This is a genomic window from Mucilaginibacter psychrotolerans (assembly GCF_004519315.1).
Taxonomy (GTDB): Bacteria; Bacteroidota; Bacteroidia; order Sphingobacteriales; family Sphingobacteriaceae; genus Mucilaginibacter; species Mucilaginibacter psychrotolerans.
In genome coordinates this window covers 209,893-226,688 of record NZ_SOZE01000005.1, presented here as the reverse complement: position 1 = coordinate 226,688, position 16,796 = coordinate 209,893, and the positions used below count along the sequence as shown (strand labels likewise).

The following is a 16,796-nucleotide window of genomic DNA, read 5'->3' as shown; positions in this document are numbered from 1 at the left end:
TTACAAAACAGGCTATCGCACTAGTTGCTCATCAATGGTTTTAGCTGTGCAGCTTTTAACTTCTTTACAATATCTGCACCTACCTGCCTGCCCTGGCTGTTACCGTTCTCTATGGCATCTTTAAAATGGATGCCGCCGTAAAATCGGGAAACAGATGCTTCCTCGGCGGCTTGCATGAACGATTTAAAGCTGCGCGGGCCAACCCCGTAGGGTATTTCCGAATCGTCTGCATACGCAAAATGATCGCCCAGCAAATAAGATAATACCGTTGCCGATGCGTTAGACAATACGGCATGCCCACTAGGATATTCGGGGAATGGCGGTGTTTGCAAAAAAGGCATCCATTTTACATCGATATAGCGGTTGATGTAGGTTTCGGGGCGGATGCCGTTGCTGCGGTATTTCTCGTCCCAGCAGCTGATGAACGCATCCATCAGGGTTATGCCTTCCAATGCCAGCACCTGCACCGAAGCATCAAAGCTAAGGTTGGCTTTTTTCACGGCTATGCCTGCTATATTCATCCAGTGGCCCCCGGGGCTAATCTTTTTAAAGCCAATCATCATGTGGCCTGATGTGGTCACCGCAAAGGGGTTACAATCCCAAAACGACGCGATGTTGAGTTGCTCGGTGCTGGGGTGTTGTGATATTTTGTACACCTCGTAAGCCTGTCGGTAAAACTCGCTGGTGCTATCGGTACTGAAAGGCGTTGGGCGTACCGGTATAAACTGTTGAGCCGAATCAATCATCATGGGCCTAACGGTTTTCCAGTTGGGCTCTACCGCTTCCATATACATGGGCGGCGTAGGGTACCAGTTTTTGCCGCCTTTTACAGGCGTGTAGCGCAACTTTCCGCTTAAGCGGTTGTAGTTATCGCTGCGGCTAAAGGCAATTACTTTGTTGCTCATCTCTACGGCTACGGCAACCGATGATTTGATCACAGCCTCGGCTATATTGTTTTTCTTCAACAGTTCGATGTATTTGTCCTCATCGTCCTGCAGCATAAAGCCCGATGGCAGCATTTGCTTGCCCAGTTCTAAAATACTGTACACAGCGGCAATGCGGTAATCGTAGCTGTTGGCAGGCAGGCTGATGGTATTATCTATCTTGTAGCTTTTGATGAAGTTGCCAATAGGCACGATATCTTTATTATGCAGGGTAACCAGGTTATAGGCACCCATCATAAAATAGTTGTAATAACGGGCCGCAGCAGGCGGATTCACCACATCATGGATCATTACTGCCGATACCGAATTGATGGCTTTATCCAGTGCAAGGTAATCGGGTTGGGGCGTTTTGGCCTGTTGTGCGTGGCTAAACTGACCGATGATGATGGCCGAAGCCAGTATAAGTATTCTTTTAATCATTAGTTTTCCTTGTAAAATTGTAAAGGTTGGCCCGATACCCCAAGCATCAGGTATTTCAGGCCGCTGATGGATATCTCGGTGGCCGATTTTACATCGCCATCAACGCTCAGGCCCGAAACCGTTTGCATTTGGTAGGTAAAGCCGCCTTTGCCATCGCCGGTGAGTACCACGCCGTAGTTAGCATCAAAGCTGCCTAGTTTAAGGCGGTTATCGGTATGGTTGCCAAATAATAGCAAGTCGGCTTTGCCGTCGTGGTTAAAGTCGCCGCTGAGTATTTGCGATACCGAAGAGAATTGCGCCTGTATGGGTAGTTCCACAGCCCCGAATTTGCCATTACGGTTTAAGTAGCAAGTTGTATTTACGTTAGTTGCACTCAGCTTTGTGGCTTTTGCCAGTTCGTCGGGTGTGAACACCTCCTTCATTGTAGCATCGCAATAGGCTTTGTAGGAGCTGAACCGGCGGCGCATGGGGAATATCTGGTCGTTCAGTTCATCGCGGCTTACAAATGGGTAGCTTATGCCCTGTACGTAAAAATTCAGGAAGGGGTCTATCGAGCCGTTGTTGTCGAAATCGGCGTAGTACATTTCAGCGGGCTGGTTGCTGTTGGCGTGTATCTGGGTGTTGTTGCCCAGGTTACCTGCAATTATATCGGGTTTGCCATCGCTATCCACATCAGCGATAGTAATGCTGTTCCAAAAACCTGCCTGGGGTTTATCAAAGTAATCTGCCGTTTTATCAACGAAGCCGGTTTTGGCATTGATGTAAACGGTTATCGGCATAAATTCGCCACAAGTAACCAAATCCTTGCGGCCATCGCCGTTCAAATCTGCCCATTGCGCATCGGTAACCATACCTACAGTACCAAAGGGAGCAGGCGTGTTGGCGAAGGTGCCATCGCCGTTATTGGTAAGCAGGTAGCTCTGCGGTGCAACCGGGTATTGGCCTGGTATTATGCGACCGCCCACAAACAGGTCGGTTTTGCCATCGTTGTTATAATCGCAGGGGCGCACACAACTTTTACTGCTGGCAATAAGCAGGGGCAAGGCTGCACTATTAAAGGTAAAGTTACCTTTTCCATCGTTAAGGTACAGTTTATCCTGTAGTTGATTGGTGTTGGGCTCCAGCAGGGCGTAGCCGCCTTTTGCCAGGTACAAATCGGGGAAGCCATCGCCGTTAGCATCAAAAAAGGCGGCGGCAGAGGTGTTTTCGGCGTTTAAATCGGCAATTTCTTTTACCGTCCAGCTACCGGCTTTGGTTTGCAGGTATAATTTGCCGGTGTTGGCCTGGTCACCGGCGATGAACATATCTTCCAGCCCGTCTTTATTCACATCGGCACGCGCTATTACCGGCCCTGTTTTAGAGGCCATGAATAGCATCAGTGGCTGACGCTTAAAATCGTTGATGGTGTTTTCGGTATGGGTATAATCTACCGGCGATTTTACCTTGCTAAATACCTGTTTGGGTACCGTTGCTGCAGCATCATTGCCCTGCTTTTTGGCATCGGCATAGGATAGATTAAGCCTTTGGTTGGCCTTAATATTATGGAGCAACTGCACGCTTTTATCGGGCCAAATAACCTTTACTGAATCTACCGTCTGCGCATCGCCAAGCCCGAAATTCAACACCGTGGATACACAGGAAAGGTAGCCACGGTTGGGGTTAAGCTCTTGGTATTGGGTGCTTTTGCCGGTGTACAAATATACTTTAGCCCCGGTGGTAGTCATTTTGCCCGATTGTGTGTTTAGGCTAACTGCCAGGTAATTGGTGTTAGCCGCCTCGCGGCTGGTATTTTTAAAAACCGAAGCAACATTGTTGATATTGTTGGTAATGATGTCCAGGTCGCCATCGTTATCCAGATCGGCATATACCGCGCCGCTGGATATGCCGGGGTTATTGATGCCCCAATCCTGTTTCTTGTCGGTAAAAGTAAGGTTGCCATTGTTTTTGAAGATGTAGTTGGATAGGGCTGTGGAAGGCATGGCCTGCACCAAATCCATCAGCAGGGCCGGTTCGCGGTCCATCGCTTTTTTCATTTTATAATCGCCCCAGTAGCGCAGGAAATCTTTGTTGGTATAATCGCGCAGGTAGCCGTTGGATATAAAAATATCCTTGTAGCCGTCGTTATCAAAATCGGCAATAAGGGGGCACCAACTCCAATCGGTATTAGAGAGGCCCGCCAGTTGGCCAATCTCGCTAAAGGTGCCGTCGCCGTTATTCAACTGTAGCATGTTGCGCATATACTGTTTGTACAGGCCCTGTCCCAGCATCAGTTCGAAGGTTTCATAGTTCTCCTGCAATTGCAGCAGCTTTTGCCTGCGGTTATCTGGCGGCAGCATATCCAGCGTCAGGATATCGGGCAGGCCATCATTGTTGATATCGGCAATATCAACTCCCATCGAAAATTGCGACATATGTCGCAGCATTTTTTTCGAATCTTCGCTAAAGGTGCCGTCGCCTTTGTTGATGTATATATAATCGGGTTCGTTATAGTCGTTGGTTACGTAAATATCAGGCAGGCCATCTTTGTTAATGTCGGCTATGGCAACGCCAAGCCCAAAGGTGAGCGGGTTTTGTATGATGCCTGCTTTTTTAGATACATCTGTGAAATGGCCGCCCTGGTTTTCGAAGAGCTTGTTACTGGCCAGTTCGTCGGTTTGGCCTTTAACCTGGGCCAGTTCGATGTTGTTTATTTTTTTGACGTTATGGTTAAGCAGAAACATATCCGGCTTGCCATCGTTGTTGTAATCAAAAAAGACAGCCTGGGTGCTGTAACCCGGGTCGTCCAGCCCGTATTCTTTTGCTTTTTCTACGAATTTATTTTTGCCCTTGTTGATGTAGAGTTGGTTTCGGCGTAGGGCGGGGTCGCCCGTGCCCGAGTAGCATACGTAGATATCCAGCAGACCATCGCCGTTTACATCGGCCATGGTTGCACCTGTTTTCCAGGTGCCGTTGCGGCCAGCCAGGCCCGGAGCAGCATCGTTGGTAATATCTTTAAATTTTAAGCCTCCCAGGTTAAGGTACAACTTGTTTTGCCCCATGTTGCCGGTGAAGAAGAGGTCCTGCAGGCCATCGTTGTTAATATCGCCAACGGCAACGCTTCCACCATTGTATAGATACTCGTATGAGAGTACGTTGAGTTTTTCGTCTTCTTTGAGGTCGTTACGGAAAGTAATGCCGGTTTGTTCGGCAGGGAGAAGGTTAAACAGCGGTTGCTGTGCAAGGCTTTTTTGGGCAATACCTGTTGCAGATAATGCCAGTATAGATATCCGGAGGCTTTTTTTGGTGGACTCTAATAAATTGCAGCAGCGGTAACGCATGTAATTAGGGGGATTATATATCAATAACGTAAACTTTAAAAATAGCAATTGCTTTCTACTTTAAACAAAAAAACAAGGCTGCTTGCACAGCCTTGTTTTTTATAAAGGGGAGTCGGGGAGATTATTTATCCCACCATACCCTGGCGGTGAATACGTCGCCGCCGGTTAACCTTGCTACAGCATCGTTGTAGTTTGCTGTATTGGTAGATGGCACGCCCAGTGGATAAGGTATCCGACGAGGGATAGAACCATCGGTAAACTGGCCGATGTAAGTAACCGGAGTTAACACAGGGAAACCAGATCTTCTCCAGTTAGCCCATGTTTCGTTGAAGTTGAACGTAGTAGAGGTTACTACGAAGTACTCCATGTTAATTTGCTGCAATGCAGTTGCAGGCACCAATGGGTGTGCTGCTACATAAGCTGTAATACTTGCTGTTGGTACAGTACCTGCGGCATTGAACTGTGCAATACTTGCCATATCGGCAGCAAGTGCATTGGCATAGTGGGTAGCGGCAACGCCGGTGTTCCAGCCTCTGCTTGCAGCTTCGGCCAATAGCAATTCGCTTTCGCCATAGGTGTACAGCATGTTAATACGGCTACGGTCGTCATAAACTTCAAACCTTGGGCGTGAGTATTTGCCATCTGGTGCTGCAACGTCGCCTGTTACGGCAGGGTCAGCAGGCGAGGTGCCCGGGTAGCCTGGTGCATTTGCAATGTCGGTAGTGCCACCGTTTAGGTCATAACCGTTTGGCATACCAATTTGTAAAGAAGCGGTATTATCACCTGCTGCGTAAGTTTCGTTGGCCGCTTTACCGGTACCTGCTGAAATCTCTGCAACGGCACTGACGCGTGGGTCTGTGGTTGACTGCATGTAGCTGATCAAAGTTTTTGACCATCTAACTTCCCTGAAATCGTCTTTTACCAATAGAGCGTTAACATCGCTGTTGCTATTACCGTTAGCTTCGTCGGCTTTTACTTTGGCGTTATCATCAATAGATGCCATAGTGCCGCCTGCGTATGCTTTCTCTGCATATTTCTGTGCAGTAGCCGCATCAACTTTGGTTAAGCGCATAGCAACTTTCAACATTAAAGAGTAACCCAGTTTTTTCCACTGCGCAATGTTGCCACCATACATTAAATCGGAAGATGGTTTGTCTTTAGTTACATCTAAAGCAGCTGTAGCGGTTTCTAACTGAGAAAGCATTGAGGTGTAAATACTTTGCTGCGTATCAAAAACCGGGGTAATAACGCCCGATTTTGCCTGGCCTTCCTGAGAGAAAGGGATATCGCCGTAAGCGTCAGTAACACGTTGCAAAATCAATACGCGCATAATGGTGCCAACGGCATCAAGGTTAGCATACTCTGGTTTGCCTGCTATCAGGTTTTTCATTTCATCAACCAGGGTCGACGCGCCATAGCTGGTGTTCCAGGTACGCTCCAGGTAACCCCGTCCGCTACCTCCGTAAACATACTTGTCGCCATTGCTGTAGTATGAATACGTTCCTGCTAATGATTGCGACCACATACTCTGAAAAAGTAATTGGTCGTAACCGCTGTTTGAAAACTTTATCTGAGCTTGAGCCAACAAAAAGTTTGGTGGAAATGTAGCCGCGTCTACTTTGGTTGGGTTGGTGTTGATTTCCTCAAAGTTTTTAGTACAACCCATTATAAAGGTGGCACCTACAGCAAGGCAACTATATATAAGTCGTTTTTTCATCTTTGTTATTTTTTAAATTTAAAGTTTACATTCAACCCGTAAGTTCTAACAGCGGGTACACTTGTACCTTCAATACCAGCATAGTTGATGCCCGAAGCAAAGTTTGATTCCGGATCAATGTTATCGGTATGTTTCATGATAGTCCACAAGTTACGTGCAACTAATGATAATGTTATGGAACTAAATGGCGTGTTGGCTATAGAAGTTTTTGGTACAGAATAGCCTAAAGTAACCTGGCGCAGTTTAATAAAGCTGCCATCCAAAACGTTTAGTGCAGAAATGTTACGCGCTAAGTTCTGGTAGTAAGTTTGGGCAGATACGTTCACTGTATTTGGCTGGCCTGCTTCGTTTACACCCTGGCCAACAACACCGCCTTCACGACCAACTAAGGTCATTTTGTTTAAACCGCGGTAGATGCTGTAGTAGTTTGTAGCCGATAACACCTTGTTGCCAAAACGGTAATCGATAAGGAACGAGAAGTTAAAGTTTTTGTAGCTGAAATCGTTGTTAAAACCACCGTAGAATTTAGGCATAACGCTACCCATGGCTTTACGGCCTGTAGCTTTAGGGATACCCTGTGCATCAAAGATGATGTTGCCGTTTGCATCGCGCAGGTAATCGTTAGCCAAAATTTGCGGACCCGACATACCAACAATAAAGGCTGTTGTAGCATTCAATGGGCGATATGTACCTAAACCAATATTACTATTATTGGCATCTGTTGATAATACCTTGTTTTGAACATAAGTAAAATTGAATGACGAGGTCCAGTTAAAGTCCTTGCTTCTTAATGGGGAACCGTGTAATTCAACCTCTAAACCTTTATTTTGGGTAGAACCAGTTGGAACATAATAGCTGGTGTAGCCGCTGGAGATATCAAGCGATCCTCTTAGGATTTCGTTCTTGGTTTTTTTAGAGAAGTAAGTTACATCTAAGCCTACGCGGTCATTAAAAAATTTCAACGCAGTACCAATTTCCAACTCCCCTAATGTATAAGGTTTTAAGAAAAGGTTTGGCAACGATGTATCAAAGCTACCCGCACTTATGCCATTTATTGAATTGTTTACATTGTAATAAACTCTGTTAGCATAAGGATCTGCACCGGCACTGGTTTTAGCATAAGAAATACGCAATTTACCAAAATCCAGTCCGTTAATATGAGTAAGCTCAGAAAAGATGAAACTACCGGAAACTGAAGGTGTAAATATACCGTAACCAACGTCGCTGCCAATACTTGAGTAAGCATCATAACGACCTGTTGTACTTAACACCAGGTAGTTTTTAATACCAAAATCAGCAGTGTAGTAAGCAGAGTTTACTTGTTGCTTGCTGATTCCCTGGTTACCTGAATCGCGGGTTTTACCGTTAGACAGATCGTAGAAGTAAGGGATGATGAATTGGTTTGCATTAATGTATGTACCCGATGCATCGCTTTTGCGGATGTTACCACCCACAGATACATCCAGGTTTAACAAATCCTTGATCAGGTCATGTTTTGCCCCGATCAAAACGTCGGAGTTTAATTCTGTGATCTGAGTAGTTTGAGTAGACATACTGCCATTGTTGCCGGTGTAAGCAGTACCTGTTGGGGTTATACCTAAACGCTTATCGTTTATTTTATCATAACCTACACGGCCCTGGATGTAAGCCCATGGGGTTATGGCATACTTAGCCGATATAGAAGAGATCAAACGCTCCCTGGTAGTGTTGGTTACAAAGTTGTAAGCAGCAAAATAAGGGTTGGTTACATAGATATCATCAGTAAAAGATTGCTCGGAACCATCGGCTTTAGTGCCGGGCGCAAGGATACTTTGTCCTTCGTTTGGTGCCAGGAACTGAACGTTGTTAGGGTTACCCGGGCCATCGCTCAAGCCTGAACGGTTTTTCGAATTATCTAAAATGTAGTTGGCTACAAGATTGATATCCAGGTTTTTGATAACAGTTTGCGACCCGTTGAAGTTAAAAGTCTTTCTGGTTAAACCGCTATTTGGTGTAATTGCGTGGTTGGTTAAGTTAGATGCTGATAACCTGAACGCGCCGGTTTCGTTACCGCCGGTTAATGAAACCGTATTGGTAAAGGTATTGCCTGTTTTGTAGAATTTGGTGTAATCGTCGTTGGTTTTTGAGTAAGCATAACTGTTGCCATCGAACTGTATTACAGATGAGCCATCTAATTTAGCGCCCCATGCCAGGTTACCTGATGCTAATGCGCCTGCAGCAGTAGTAGGTTTTGCACCGTTAACACCCTGTCCGTAGGTTGTTTGGAAATCAGTGTTGTCATAAACCTTATCTGCCTGGTAGTTGCTATTGTACTCAACGCCAAAACCAGAATTTTTCTTGCCTGATTTGGTAGTGATCAAAATAACACCGTTTACAGCACGTGTACCGTACAATGCCGAAGCCGACTGACCTTTCAATACAGTCATTGTTTCGATATCATCAGGGTTGATGTTGCTGATACCGTCACCGTAGTCTGCACCACCCCATTCGCCCGATTGGCCTCTTTGGGTGTTGTCCATTGGTACGCCGTTAATAACAAATAACGGGCCGCCTGCAGTTAAACTGGTTACACCACGCAGTAATATACGTGCCGATGAACCAGGGCCGCCATTGGTACCGCTAATGCTTAAGCCCGCTACGCGGCCTTGCAATGACAACGCCACGTTGGTTTCTTTAGCTGTGTTTAAAAGGTCGCCTTTTACGGTTGTTACAGAGTAACCTAATTTGCGCTCGTCTTTTTTGATACCGAGGGCTGTTACTACAACTTCGTTCAGTTTGGTGTTTGATACCAGGGTAACCTTCAGGGCTTTGCCGGTAAATGCTACTTCCTGGGTAGTGAAGCCAACGTAGCTGAATACTAATGTTGAATTTACAGGGGCATCAAATGCAAACTTACCGTTTACATCGGTTTGGCCACCGTTTGAAGTGCCTTTAACAGTAACGCTAACACCTATAAGGGGTTCGCCGTTTTCGTCGGTAACTAAACCCGTAGCAGGTACAAACGCACCGCTTTTGGTTTTTACGCTTACCGTTTTTGCAGTGGCTGCAACCGCAGGTAGCTGTGTGCCGGCAATTATTAAAAATGCCAGGGCAACTTTACATACCGGTATCGCAGGCGACATCCGGTACCTATTTCTTACACCCATTGGATGTTTAAAAAATTCCATATTTAATTAGTTTAAAAAGGGGTTAAATTCAACGCCCCGATTGCGGGGATTGCTTAAACAGTTTTAGTTTTTATCAGCAGTAGTCCCTACCAGGTAACCATGCTTTTTGGGGAGTGGAGGTAGGTTTTTCTTACATAGGCAAGTTGCTGAGTTTTAATTTAGTGATCATACTTTTTTGAGTTTGGTTATTAAGCATATGCGGTTATATAACCGCGCATGATGTGTTCTGATGGTATAGACAAATAAAAACTGGATGTTGCCTACACGTTATCAAAATATTTTTTATTTTTTTAAAAAGAAATCCCACTTATTAAAAATTATTAAGAAGCCTGGGTGCTGTTTTTAGATTATTGTTCGCTGTTTGTTGCTTAAAAGGAAATAATAACGATACCGGCGAAATGCACGAATAAGGTATTCAGCGACGCATTGTTAATGAGAAAAGCAACGGCTTAGTGTACCGGGGCAAATGAAAGATTGCTTTTTAGCGGGGGATGAGGAACAGAAATTGATTAGAAGAACAATGGGAGGGATAACAGTATGGATATGATACCGAAAATGGTTTTGTCGGTAGCGGACTGTGGTATGCGGCGTTGATCAGGATCAAGCACGGCGGTAAGTTTTTTAAGGGCTCTGAAGAGTTGCGTTTGCACCGTGCGGGGCGAAATATCCAAAACCTCAGCCACTTCTTTATAGCGCATGCCGTCTTCTTTTATCAGCCTGAAAATAATGCGGCACTGCTGTGGCAGCGAGGCTATGGCTTTATCAAGCTTAAACACCAGCTCTTTTTTTTCGAGCTCCTTTTGCGGGTTATAGGTGTTTACCAGGGCAAACTCGTCGGTGTCTTCAATTTGCACCATGTGTATGTTAGAATACTTTTTTACGTAGTTGAGGCTTTGGTTTTTTACAGCTATATAAAGGTAGGTGGCAGGGTTAAGTATGCCGGTAAGTTTTTTGCGGCTCTCCCAACATTTTACGAATAATTCCGACACGATATCCTCGGCCACCTCGTTTTGCTTTACGTAAAGCACGCAGAATTTAATGAGGGGTTTGTTTAATGCATAGAAAAGCTGCTCAAAGGCTTTCATATCGTCCTGGTGGCAGGTACGGCTCCATAATTCAGCGATATTGGTATTTTTGTTTCTCAAAGTATCCTTAATTATAGTACGCAGTAAACTTTAACATTTACGTAACAATAATAGTACATTTAGTATAATAATCAAATAAGCTGGAGTGAATTTTTAAAAAATTTTAAAAAGAATGGGAACTTAGTGTAGGCAATACAGTATTTAATTTTGTCTTACACTATATATAAATAGTTTAATATTGTTTGCAAAACCTAATTGTAAGATGATGAAGAAGTTAGCGGTACTTTGCCTGTTGGCCCTAAATGCCGGCGTTTTGCTGGCGCAGGAGCACCAGATGTCTAAAAATTACCAGGCACCTGCCGATCCCCTGGTGCAGCAGAAACTCAGCCAATGGCAGGACCTTAAATTCGGGCTTTTTATGCACTGGGGTACCTACAGCCAATGGGGGGTGGTAGAAAGCTGGAGTATTTGCCCCGAAGACGAAGGTTGGACGCAACGCAAAGGCCCTTACGGCGAAACCTATAACGGCTACGTAAAAGCTTACGAAAATTTGCAGACTACCTTTAACCCTACGCGCTTTAACCCCGAGAAATGGGTGGCTGCCGCCAAACGTGCGGGCATGAAATACGTGGTATTTACCACCAAGCATCACGATGGTTTCAGCATGTTCGATACCAAGCAAACCGATTATAAGATAACATCGGCAAAAACGCCTTTCTCTGCTAATCCGCGCAGCAATGTTACTAAAGAGATATTTAATGCTTTCCGCAAGGAGAATTTTATGATAGGTGCTTACTTTTCCAAGCCCGATTGGCATTCGCCCGATTATTGGTGGCCATACTTTCCGCCTAAAGATCGTAACGTAAACTACGACCCGGCCATGCATCCTGATAAATGGCAAAAATTCAAGGATTTCACCTATAACCAAATCAGCGAATTGATGACCGATTATGGCAAGGTGGATATTTTATGGCTCGATGGCGGATGGGTTCGCCCCAAAAGCACCATTGATACCGCGGTGGATTGGCAGCGCGGCATTAAATTCAACCAGGACATAGATATGCCCAGGATTGCCGCCATGGGCCGCGCTAAGCAGCCGGGCCTAATCGTAGTAGACCGCACCGTAGCAGGCGAATTTGAAAACTACACTACGCCCGAGCAGCAGGTACCCGGCGTGCCGCTTGATCATCCCTGGGAAACCTGTATCACCATGGGTGATTCGTGGAGCTACGTGCCGAACGACCATTATAAATCGGCACAGCAAATAGTGCAGTTGCTGGTAAAGATCGTATCGCGCGGCGGCAACCTACTGCTCAACATTGGCCCCGGCCCCGATGGCGACTGGGACCCGGTAGCGTACTCGCGCCTGGCACAGGTAAGTGGCTGGATGGAAACCAACGGCGAGGGTATTTACGGCTCGCAATCGGTAGCGCCGTATTCTACCGGCGATATTTTTTATACCAAGGCCAAAAACAGCAATACCTTATATGCCTTTTTAATGGCGGGCAAGGATAGTACGGTTAAGTTTGAGCCAACGGTTACCATTAAGCTTAATAATATAAAGGCTGTTAAAGGCGTAAGCCTGTTAGGCCAAAAGCAAAAACTTAAATATAAACTGAAGGGCGATGAACTGATCGTGAGCCTGCCTGCCCCTATACAGCATAATACAGGCTACCAATATGCAGCAACCTTTAAAATAACGTACTAACCAAAAGCTTAAATGAGATTATATAAAGCCGTGGCTTTGGCTGTTATCATTACAGCAACTGCCACCCTTACCGCTACCGCGCAACAAAAGGATGCGCGTTACCCAATTATTCCGTATCCTACACAGTTAGTGCGTGCAACAGGAACTTTTGTTGTTACGCCAAACACAACTATAGTTGCCCCTGCGGCATTTGCCAACGAAGCGGCCATGCTGAATACATTTTTTGGTAATAGCTTCGGCACCAAGCTAAAGCAGAGCCAGTCGGGTGCAGGTAAAGTCATCAGGCTTACCTACGACGGAAGCTTACAAGCCGAAGAGGGGTATAGCCTTATCATCAATGCAAATGGTGCAACCATCTCGGCCAAAACGGCTAAGGGGATATTTATGGGTGTGCAAACCTTACGACAGCTAATGCCTGCATCAGCAGAGCTTAAGGGAGGCAAATTGAAAAGCATTGCCCTGCCTGCCGTAACTATACATGATCAGCCGGCTTACGCTTACCGCGGCATGCATCTGGATGTATCAAGGCACTTTTTCTCTATAGGCTACCTGCATAAGTATGTGGATATGCTGGCGCTTTACAAGTTCAATAAGTTGCACCTGCATTTAACCGACGACCAGGGCTGGCGCGTAGAGATAAAAAAATACCCCAAGCTTACTGAAAACGGCGCATGGCGCACCTTCAATAATCAGGATACGGCCTGCATGAAAAAAGCCGTTGATAACCCGGATTTCGAGATAGATAAAGCGCACATCATCCATAAAGATGGCAAAACCCTGTATGGCGGCTTTTATACCCAGGCGCAACTGAAAGAACTGGTGGCTTATGCGGCAGCACGCAAAATAGATATCATCCCCGAGATTGATATGCCCGGCCACATGATGGCTGCCATAAACGAATACCCTTACCTCAGCAGCGATGGCAAAAAGAGCGAATTCGGAGAGTTGTTCACTAAACCAATCTGCCCATGCCTGCCATCAACCTTTACCTTTGCGCAGGATGTTTATAGTGAGATAATGGATATATTCCCATCTAAATACATGCACATCGGCGGCGATGAGGTAGACCGCTCTACCTGGGCCACATCTGAAGATTGCAAAGCATTGATGAAAAGGGAAGGCCTGAAGAACACGGCGGAACTACAAAGCTACTTCATCAACAATATGGAGAAATTCTTCAACTCCAGAGGCCGCAAGCTCATAGGGTGGGACGAAGTGCTGGAGGGCGGCGTAACCAATACCGCCGTAATTATGTATTGGCGTAGCTGGGTGCCCAAAGCACCTGTAGAAGCGGCCAAGCTGGGTAACAAAGTAATCATGACCCCGGGTAACCCGCTGTATTTCGATTCGCCGCCCGATAAGAATTCAATACCTAACGTTTATAACTTCCAGATCATCCCGAACGGTTTAACGGCGGATGAAGCAAAGAACATCATCGGCGCGCAGGCTAACCTCTGGTCGGAATACGTACCCACCGAAAACCGCGCCGACTACATGATCATGCCCCGTATGACGGCCCTTGCGGAGGTGCTGTGGACACACAAGCAGGATTTTGCCTCTTATCAACAGCGTCTGTTAGCGCAATATCCGCGTTTGGATTTAATGAAAGTACACTACCGCTTACCTGATTTGGGTGGGTTTTTATCCTCGAATGTTTTTACGGATGTGACCAAACTGGATGTCCAAATACCCTTGCCGGGACTGACCGTGCACTACACCACCGACGGTACACTGCCCGATATGTTATCACCCAAACTGAGCGAGCCATTGGTCATCAAAACCTCTCAGCACATACGCCTGGCAGCCTTTAAAGCCGATGGTGCGATGGGCGATGTGTATGACCTGCAATACCAAAAACAAACGCTCGCCGAACCGGTGGCCATAGCCAGCCCCGCCAAAGGATTGCTTTGCAGCGAATACAGGCAGTTGTATAAAAACACCACGCTTATCCCCAATACCAAGCCGGATACTACCTTTACCGTACAAAGCATCACCGTGCCTAAAGAGGCTGAAGCACCAAGCTTCGCTATAAAATACCGCGGCTATTTAGAGATCCCGACGGATGGCATCTACAGTTTTTATTTAACTTGCGACGATGGCGGAACCCTGAAGATAGCCGGGCGGGATGTAGTGAACAACGATGGCCTCCACGCTGCGATAGAAAAGAACGGGCAGGTGGCCCTGAAAAAAGGCTTGCAACCCATCGCCCTTGATTTTATAGAAGGTGGCGGCGGATACACCCTGAAATTGAAATATAGCCTAAACGGTTCCGAACCGAAAGATATACCGGCGGAATGGTTAAAAAATTAAGCGTTATGCTAAAGAAATTATTGCTTTTTGGTTTTTTGATGGGTGGAACGCCTGCCGCATTTGCGCAGGCCCCGCCGAAACCTTATGGTGCACTACCCAGTAAGGCACAGCTAAACTGGCACGAAATGGGGATGTACTGCATTATCCATTTTGGGGTAGATACTTATACCAACAAAGAGTGGGGCTTTGGCGATGAGGACCCCGCGATAGTAAATCCGACGAAATTTGATGCCATGCAGATTGTAGGCGCGGCCAAGGCCGGTGGCTTTAAGGGCGTGGTGGTTGTAGCCAAGCACCACGATGGGCTTTGCATTTGGCCAACCAAAACCACAGAGCATAACATCACCAAGGCCACCTGGAAGAACGGACAAGGCGATATGGTACGCGAGTATCAGTTAGCCTGCCAGAAATTGGGTATGCAATTGGGGCTGTACTGCTCGCCATGGGACAGGAACAACCCGCAATATGGTACGCCTGAGTATCTGGAGATATATCGCGCACAGTTGAAAGAATTGTACACCAATTACGGTCCGCTGTTTATTTCCTGGCACGATGGCGCGAACGGCGGCGATGGCTACTACGGTGGCAAACGCGAAGAGCGCAAGATAGACCGTACCAGCTACTACGATTGGGATAACACTTGGGCGATGATACGCAAATGGCAGCCCAACGCCGCCATATTTGGCGATATTGGTGCCGATGTGCGCTGGGTAGGTAACGAGGAAGGCGAAGCGGGCATAACCAGTTGGGCCACTTATTCGCCACAGGCACCCGATGCAGGTAAAAAGCCCTCAAACGGATATAGCAAATATTGGGAAGCAACAGAAGGTACCCGCCAGGGCAACTGGATGCCGGCCGAATGTGATGTGCCGCTGCGACCAGGATGGTTTTACCATGCCGCGCAAAACGAGCAGGTGAAAACGCCCTATCAATTATTAGAACTTTACTACAAAAGCGTAGGTCGCGGTGCCGATTTGGACCTCGGCCTCTCACCCAACCCGCAAGGCCTGCTTGATGACAGGGATGTGGCATCGCTGAAAACCTTTGGCGAGTTGCTGCAACAAACTTTCGCGGTAAATATGCTTAAGGGCGCGGCCTTTACGGCAAGTAATGTGCGTGGTGGCAATAAGCAAAAGTTTGGTCCGGCGTTTTTGACTGACGCTGACCGCTACAGCTATTGGGCAACTAACGATAATATCACCACCCCGCAGCTGGTTGCAGATATGCATTCGGCCAAAACTTTTAACGTAATACGCCTGCGCGAGAACATTAAACTTGGGCAGCGCATCAACGCAGTGGCCGTAGATGCCTTTGTCAATGGAGGATGGAAGGAAATAGCGACGGCTACCAGCATCGGCGCCAACAGGCTCATTCGCCTGCCGCAGAATGTTACGGCGAGCAAGGTGCGGCTACGCGTAACCAGTTCGGCTGCCTGCGTTGCCTTAAGCGATTTCGCTCTGTTTAAAGAACCTGCACATCTTAGCGCACCCATTATTGCCCGCGATAAGGCGGGTATGGTCAATATCGCTACCGATGCTCCTGTAAGTAGTATTCATTACACCGTAGATGGCACGGTACCAACGCTTGCTTCGCCGGGCTATCAAAAGCCCTTTCTGTTGGCAGATGGCGGTATAGTAAAAGCTATTAGCTTTGATGCAGGCAAAGCAGGCGAGGCAAGTGCAAAAGAATTTGGACTCTCTAAAACGGGTTGGAAAGTTGTGAAAGTATGGCCCCCTGCTGATGGCAAGCCGGAGTATGTCATCGATGAGGACATCAACACTAACTGGAACACCCTGCCGAAAGATACCCTGGCCAAACCGCAGTTTCCGCTGGAAATTACAATAGACCTGGGCAAAGAGCAAAATATTGCTGCCTTCACTTACCTGCCGCGGCAGGATAAGCAAACGCCCGGTATTGTGGACCGCTACGCATTATACACCAGCAGTAACGGGCAAATATGGGACCCGATTGCCAAGGGCGAGTTCGCCAATATTCAATCGAACCCGATAGAACAAGTAGTTACGCTGACACAGCCCATAAAGGCCCGGTATTTTAAATTTTCGGTATTGCACGTAACCAAAGGGAACGGCGTTGCAGTGGCCGAATTGGGTATCAAAGTAAAATAAAT

The 16,796-nt window shown here is 46.7% G+C and carries 8 protein-coding genes; 3 read left to right on the top strand and 5 right to left on the bottom strand.

The features are described from left to right. Positions 1–20 precede the first annotated feature (20 nt). The 5 genes from E2R66_RS07835 to E2R66_RS07815 all read right to left on the bottom strand — a co-directional run bounded on the left by E2R66_RS07835 (position 21) and on the right by E2R66_RS07815 (position 10,710). Complete coding sequence (locus E2R66_RS07835) at positions 21–1,364, bottom strand: vanadium-dependent haloperoxidase (protein ID WP_133228081.1); 1,344 nt, start codon at positions 1,362–1,364, stop codon at positions 21–23. Beyond that, positions 1,364–4,681: a VCBS repeat-containing protein gene (locus tag E2R66_RS07830; RefSeq protein ID WP_133228083.1), complete on the bottom strand. Its 3,318-nt coding sequence runs from the start codon at positions 4,679–4,681 to the stop codon at positions 1,364–1,366. Before E2R66_RS07830 ends, E2R66_RS07835 begins: the two co-directional genes overlap by 1 nt. Before the next feature lie 121 nt (positions 4,682–4,802). Beyond that, entirely contained in the window at positions 4,803–6,398 is a 1,596-nt protein-coding gene (locus tag E2R66_RS07825; protein ID WP_133228085.1) for a SusD/RagB family nutrient-binding outer membrane lipoprotein, read from the bottom strand. Between the two features lie 5 nt (positions 6,399–6,403). Beyond that, positions 6,404–9,565 carry a SusC/RagA family TonB-linked outer membrane protein gene (locus tag E2R66_RS07820; RefSeq protein WP_204985888.1) on the bottom strand — a complete coding sequence of 1,054 codons (3,162 nt, stop codon included), beginning with the start codon at positions 9,563–9,565 and terminating at the stop codon, positions 6,404–6,406. 509 nt (positions 9,566–10,074) lie between these two features. Next, complete coding sequence (locus E2R66_RS07815) at positions 10,075–10,710, bottom strand: RNA polymerase sigma-70 factor (protein WP_133228087.1); 636 nt, start codon at positions 10,708–10,710, stop codon at positions 10,075–10,077. Positions 10,711–10,912: 202 nt separating this feature from the next. Here E2R66_RS07815 and E2R66_RS07810 point away from each other — a divergent pair, with 202 nt between their 5' ends. Genes E2R66_RS07810 through E2R66_RS07800 form a run of 3 tightly spaced genes read left to right on the top strand, consistent with a single transcriptional unit; the run spans position 10,913 to position 16,794 of the window. Continuing rightward, positions 10,913–12,358, top strand: a complete 1,446-nt coding sequence (locus E2R66_RS07810) for an alpha-L-fucosidase (RefSeq protein ID WP_240049255.1) — start codon at positions 10,913–10,915, stop codon at positions 12,356–12,358. A 12-nt stretch (positions 12,359–12,370) separates the two neighbouring features. Further along, positions 12,371–14,668, top strand: coding sequence for a family 20 glycosylhydrolase (locus tag E2R66_RS07805; RefSeq protein WP_133228089.1), 2,298 nt, complete (start codon positions 12,371–12,373; stop codon positions 14,666–14,668). A gap of 5 nt (positions 14,669–14,673) precedes the next feature. Beyond that, positions 14,674–16,794, top strand: a complete 2,121-nt coding sequence (locus tag E2R66_RS07800; RefSeq protein WP_133228091.1) for an alpha-L-fucosidase — start codon at positions 14,674–14,676, stop codon at positions 16,792–16,794. Positions 16,795–16,796 lie beyond the last annotated feature (2 nt).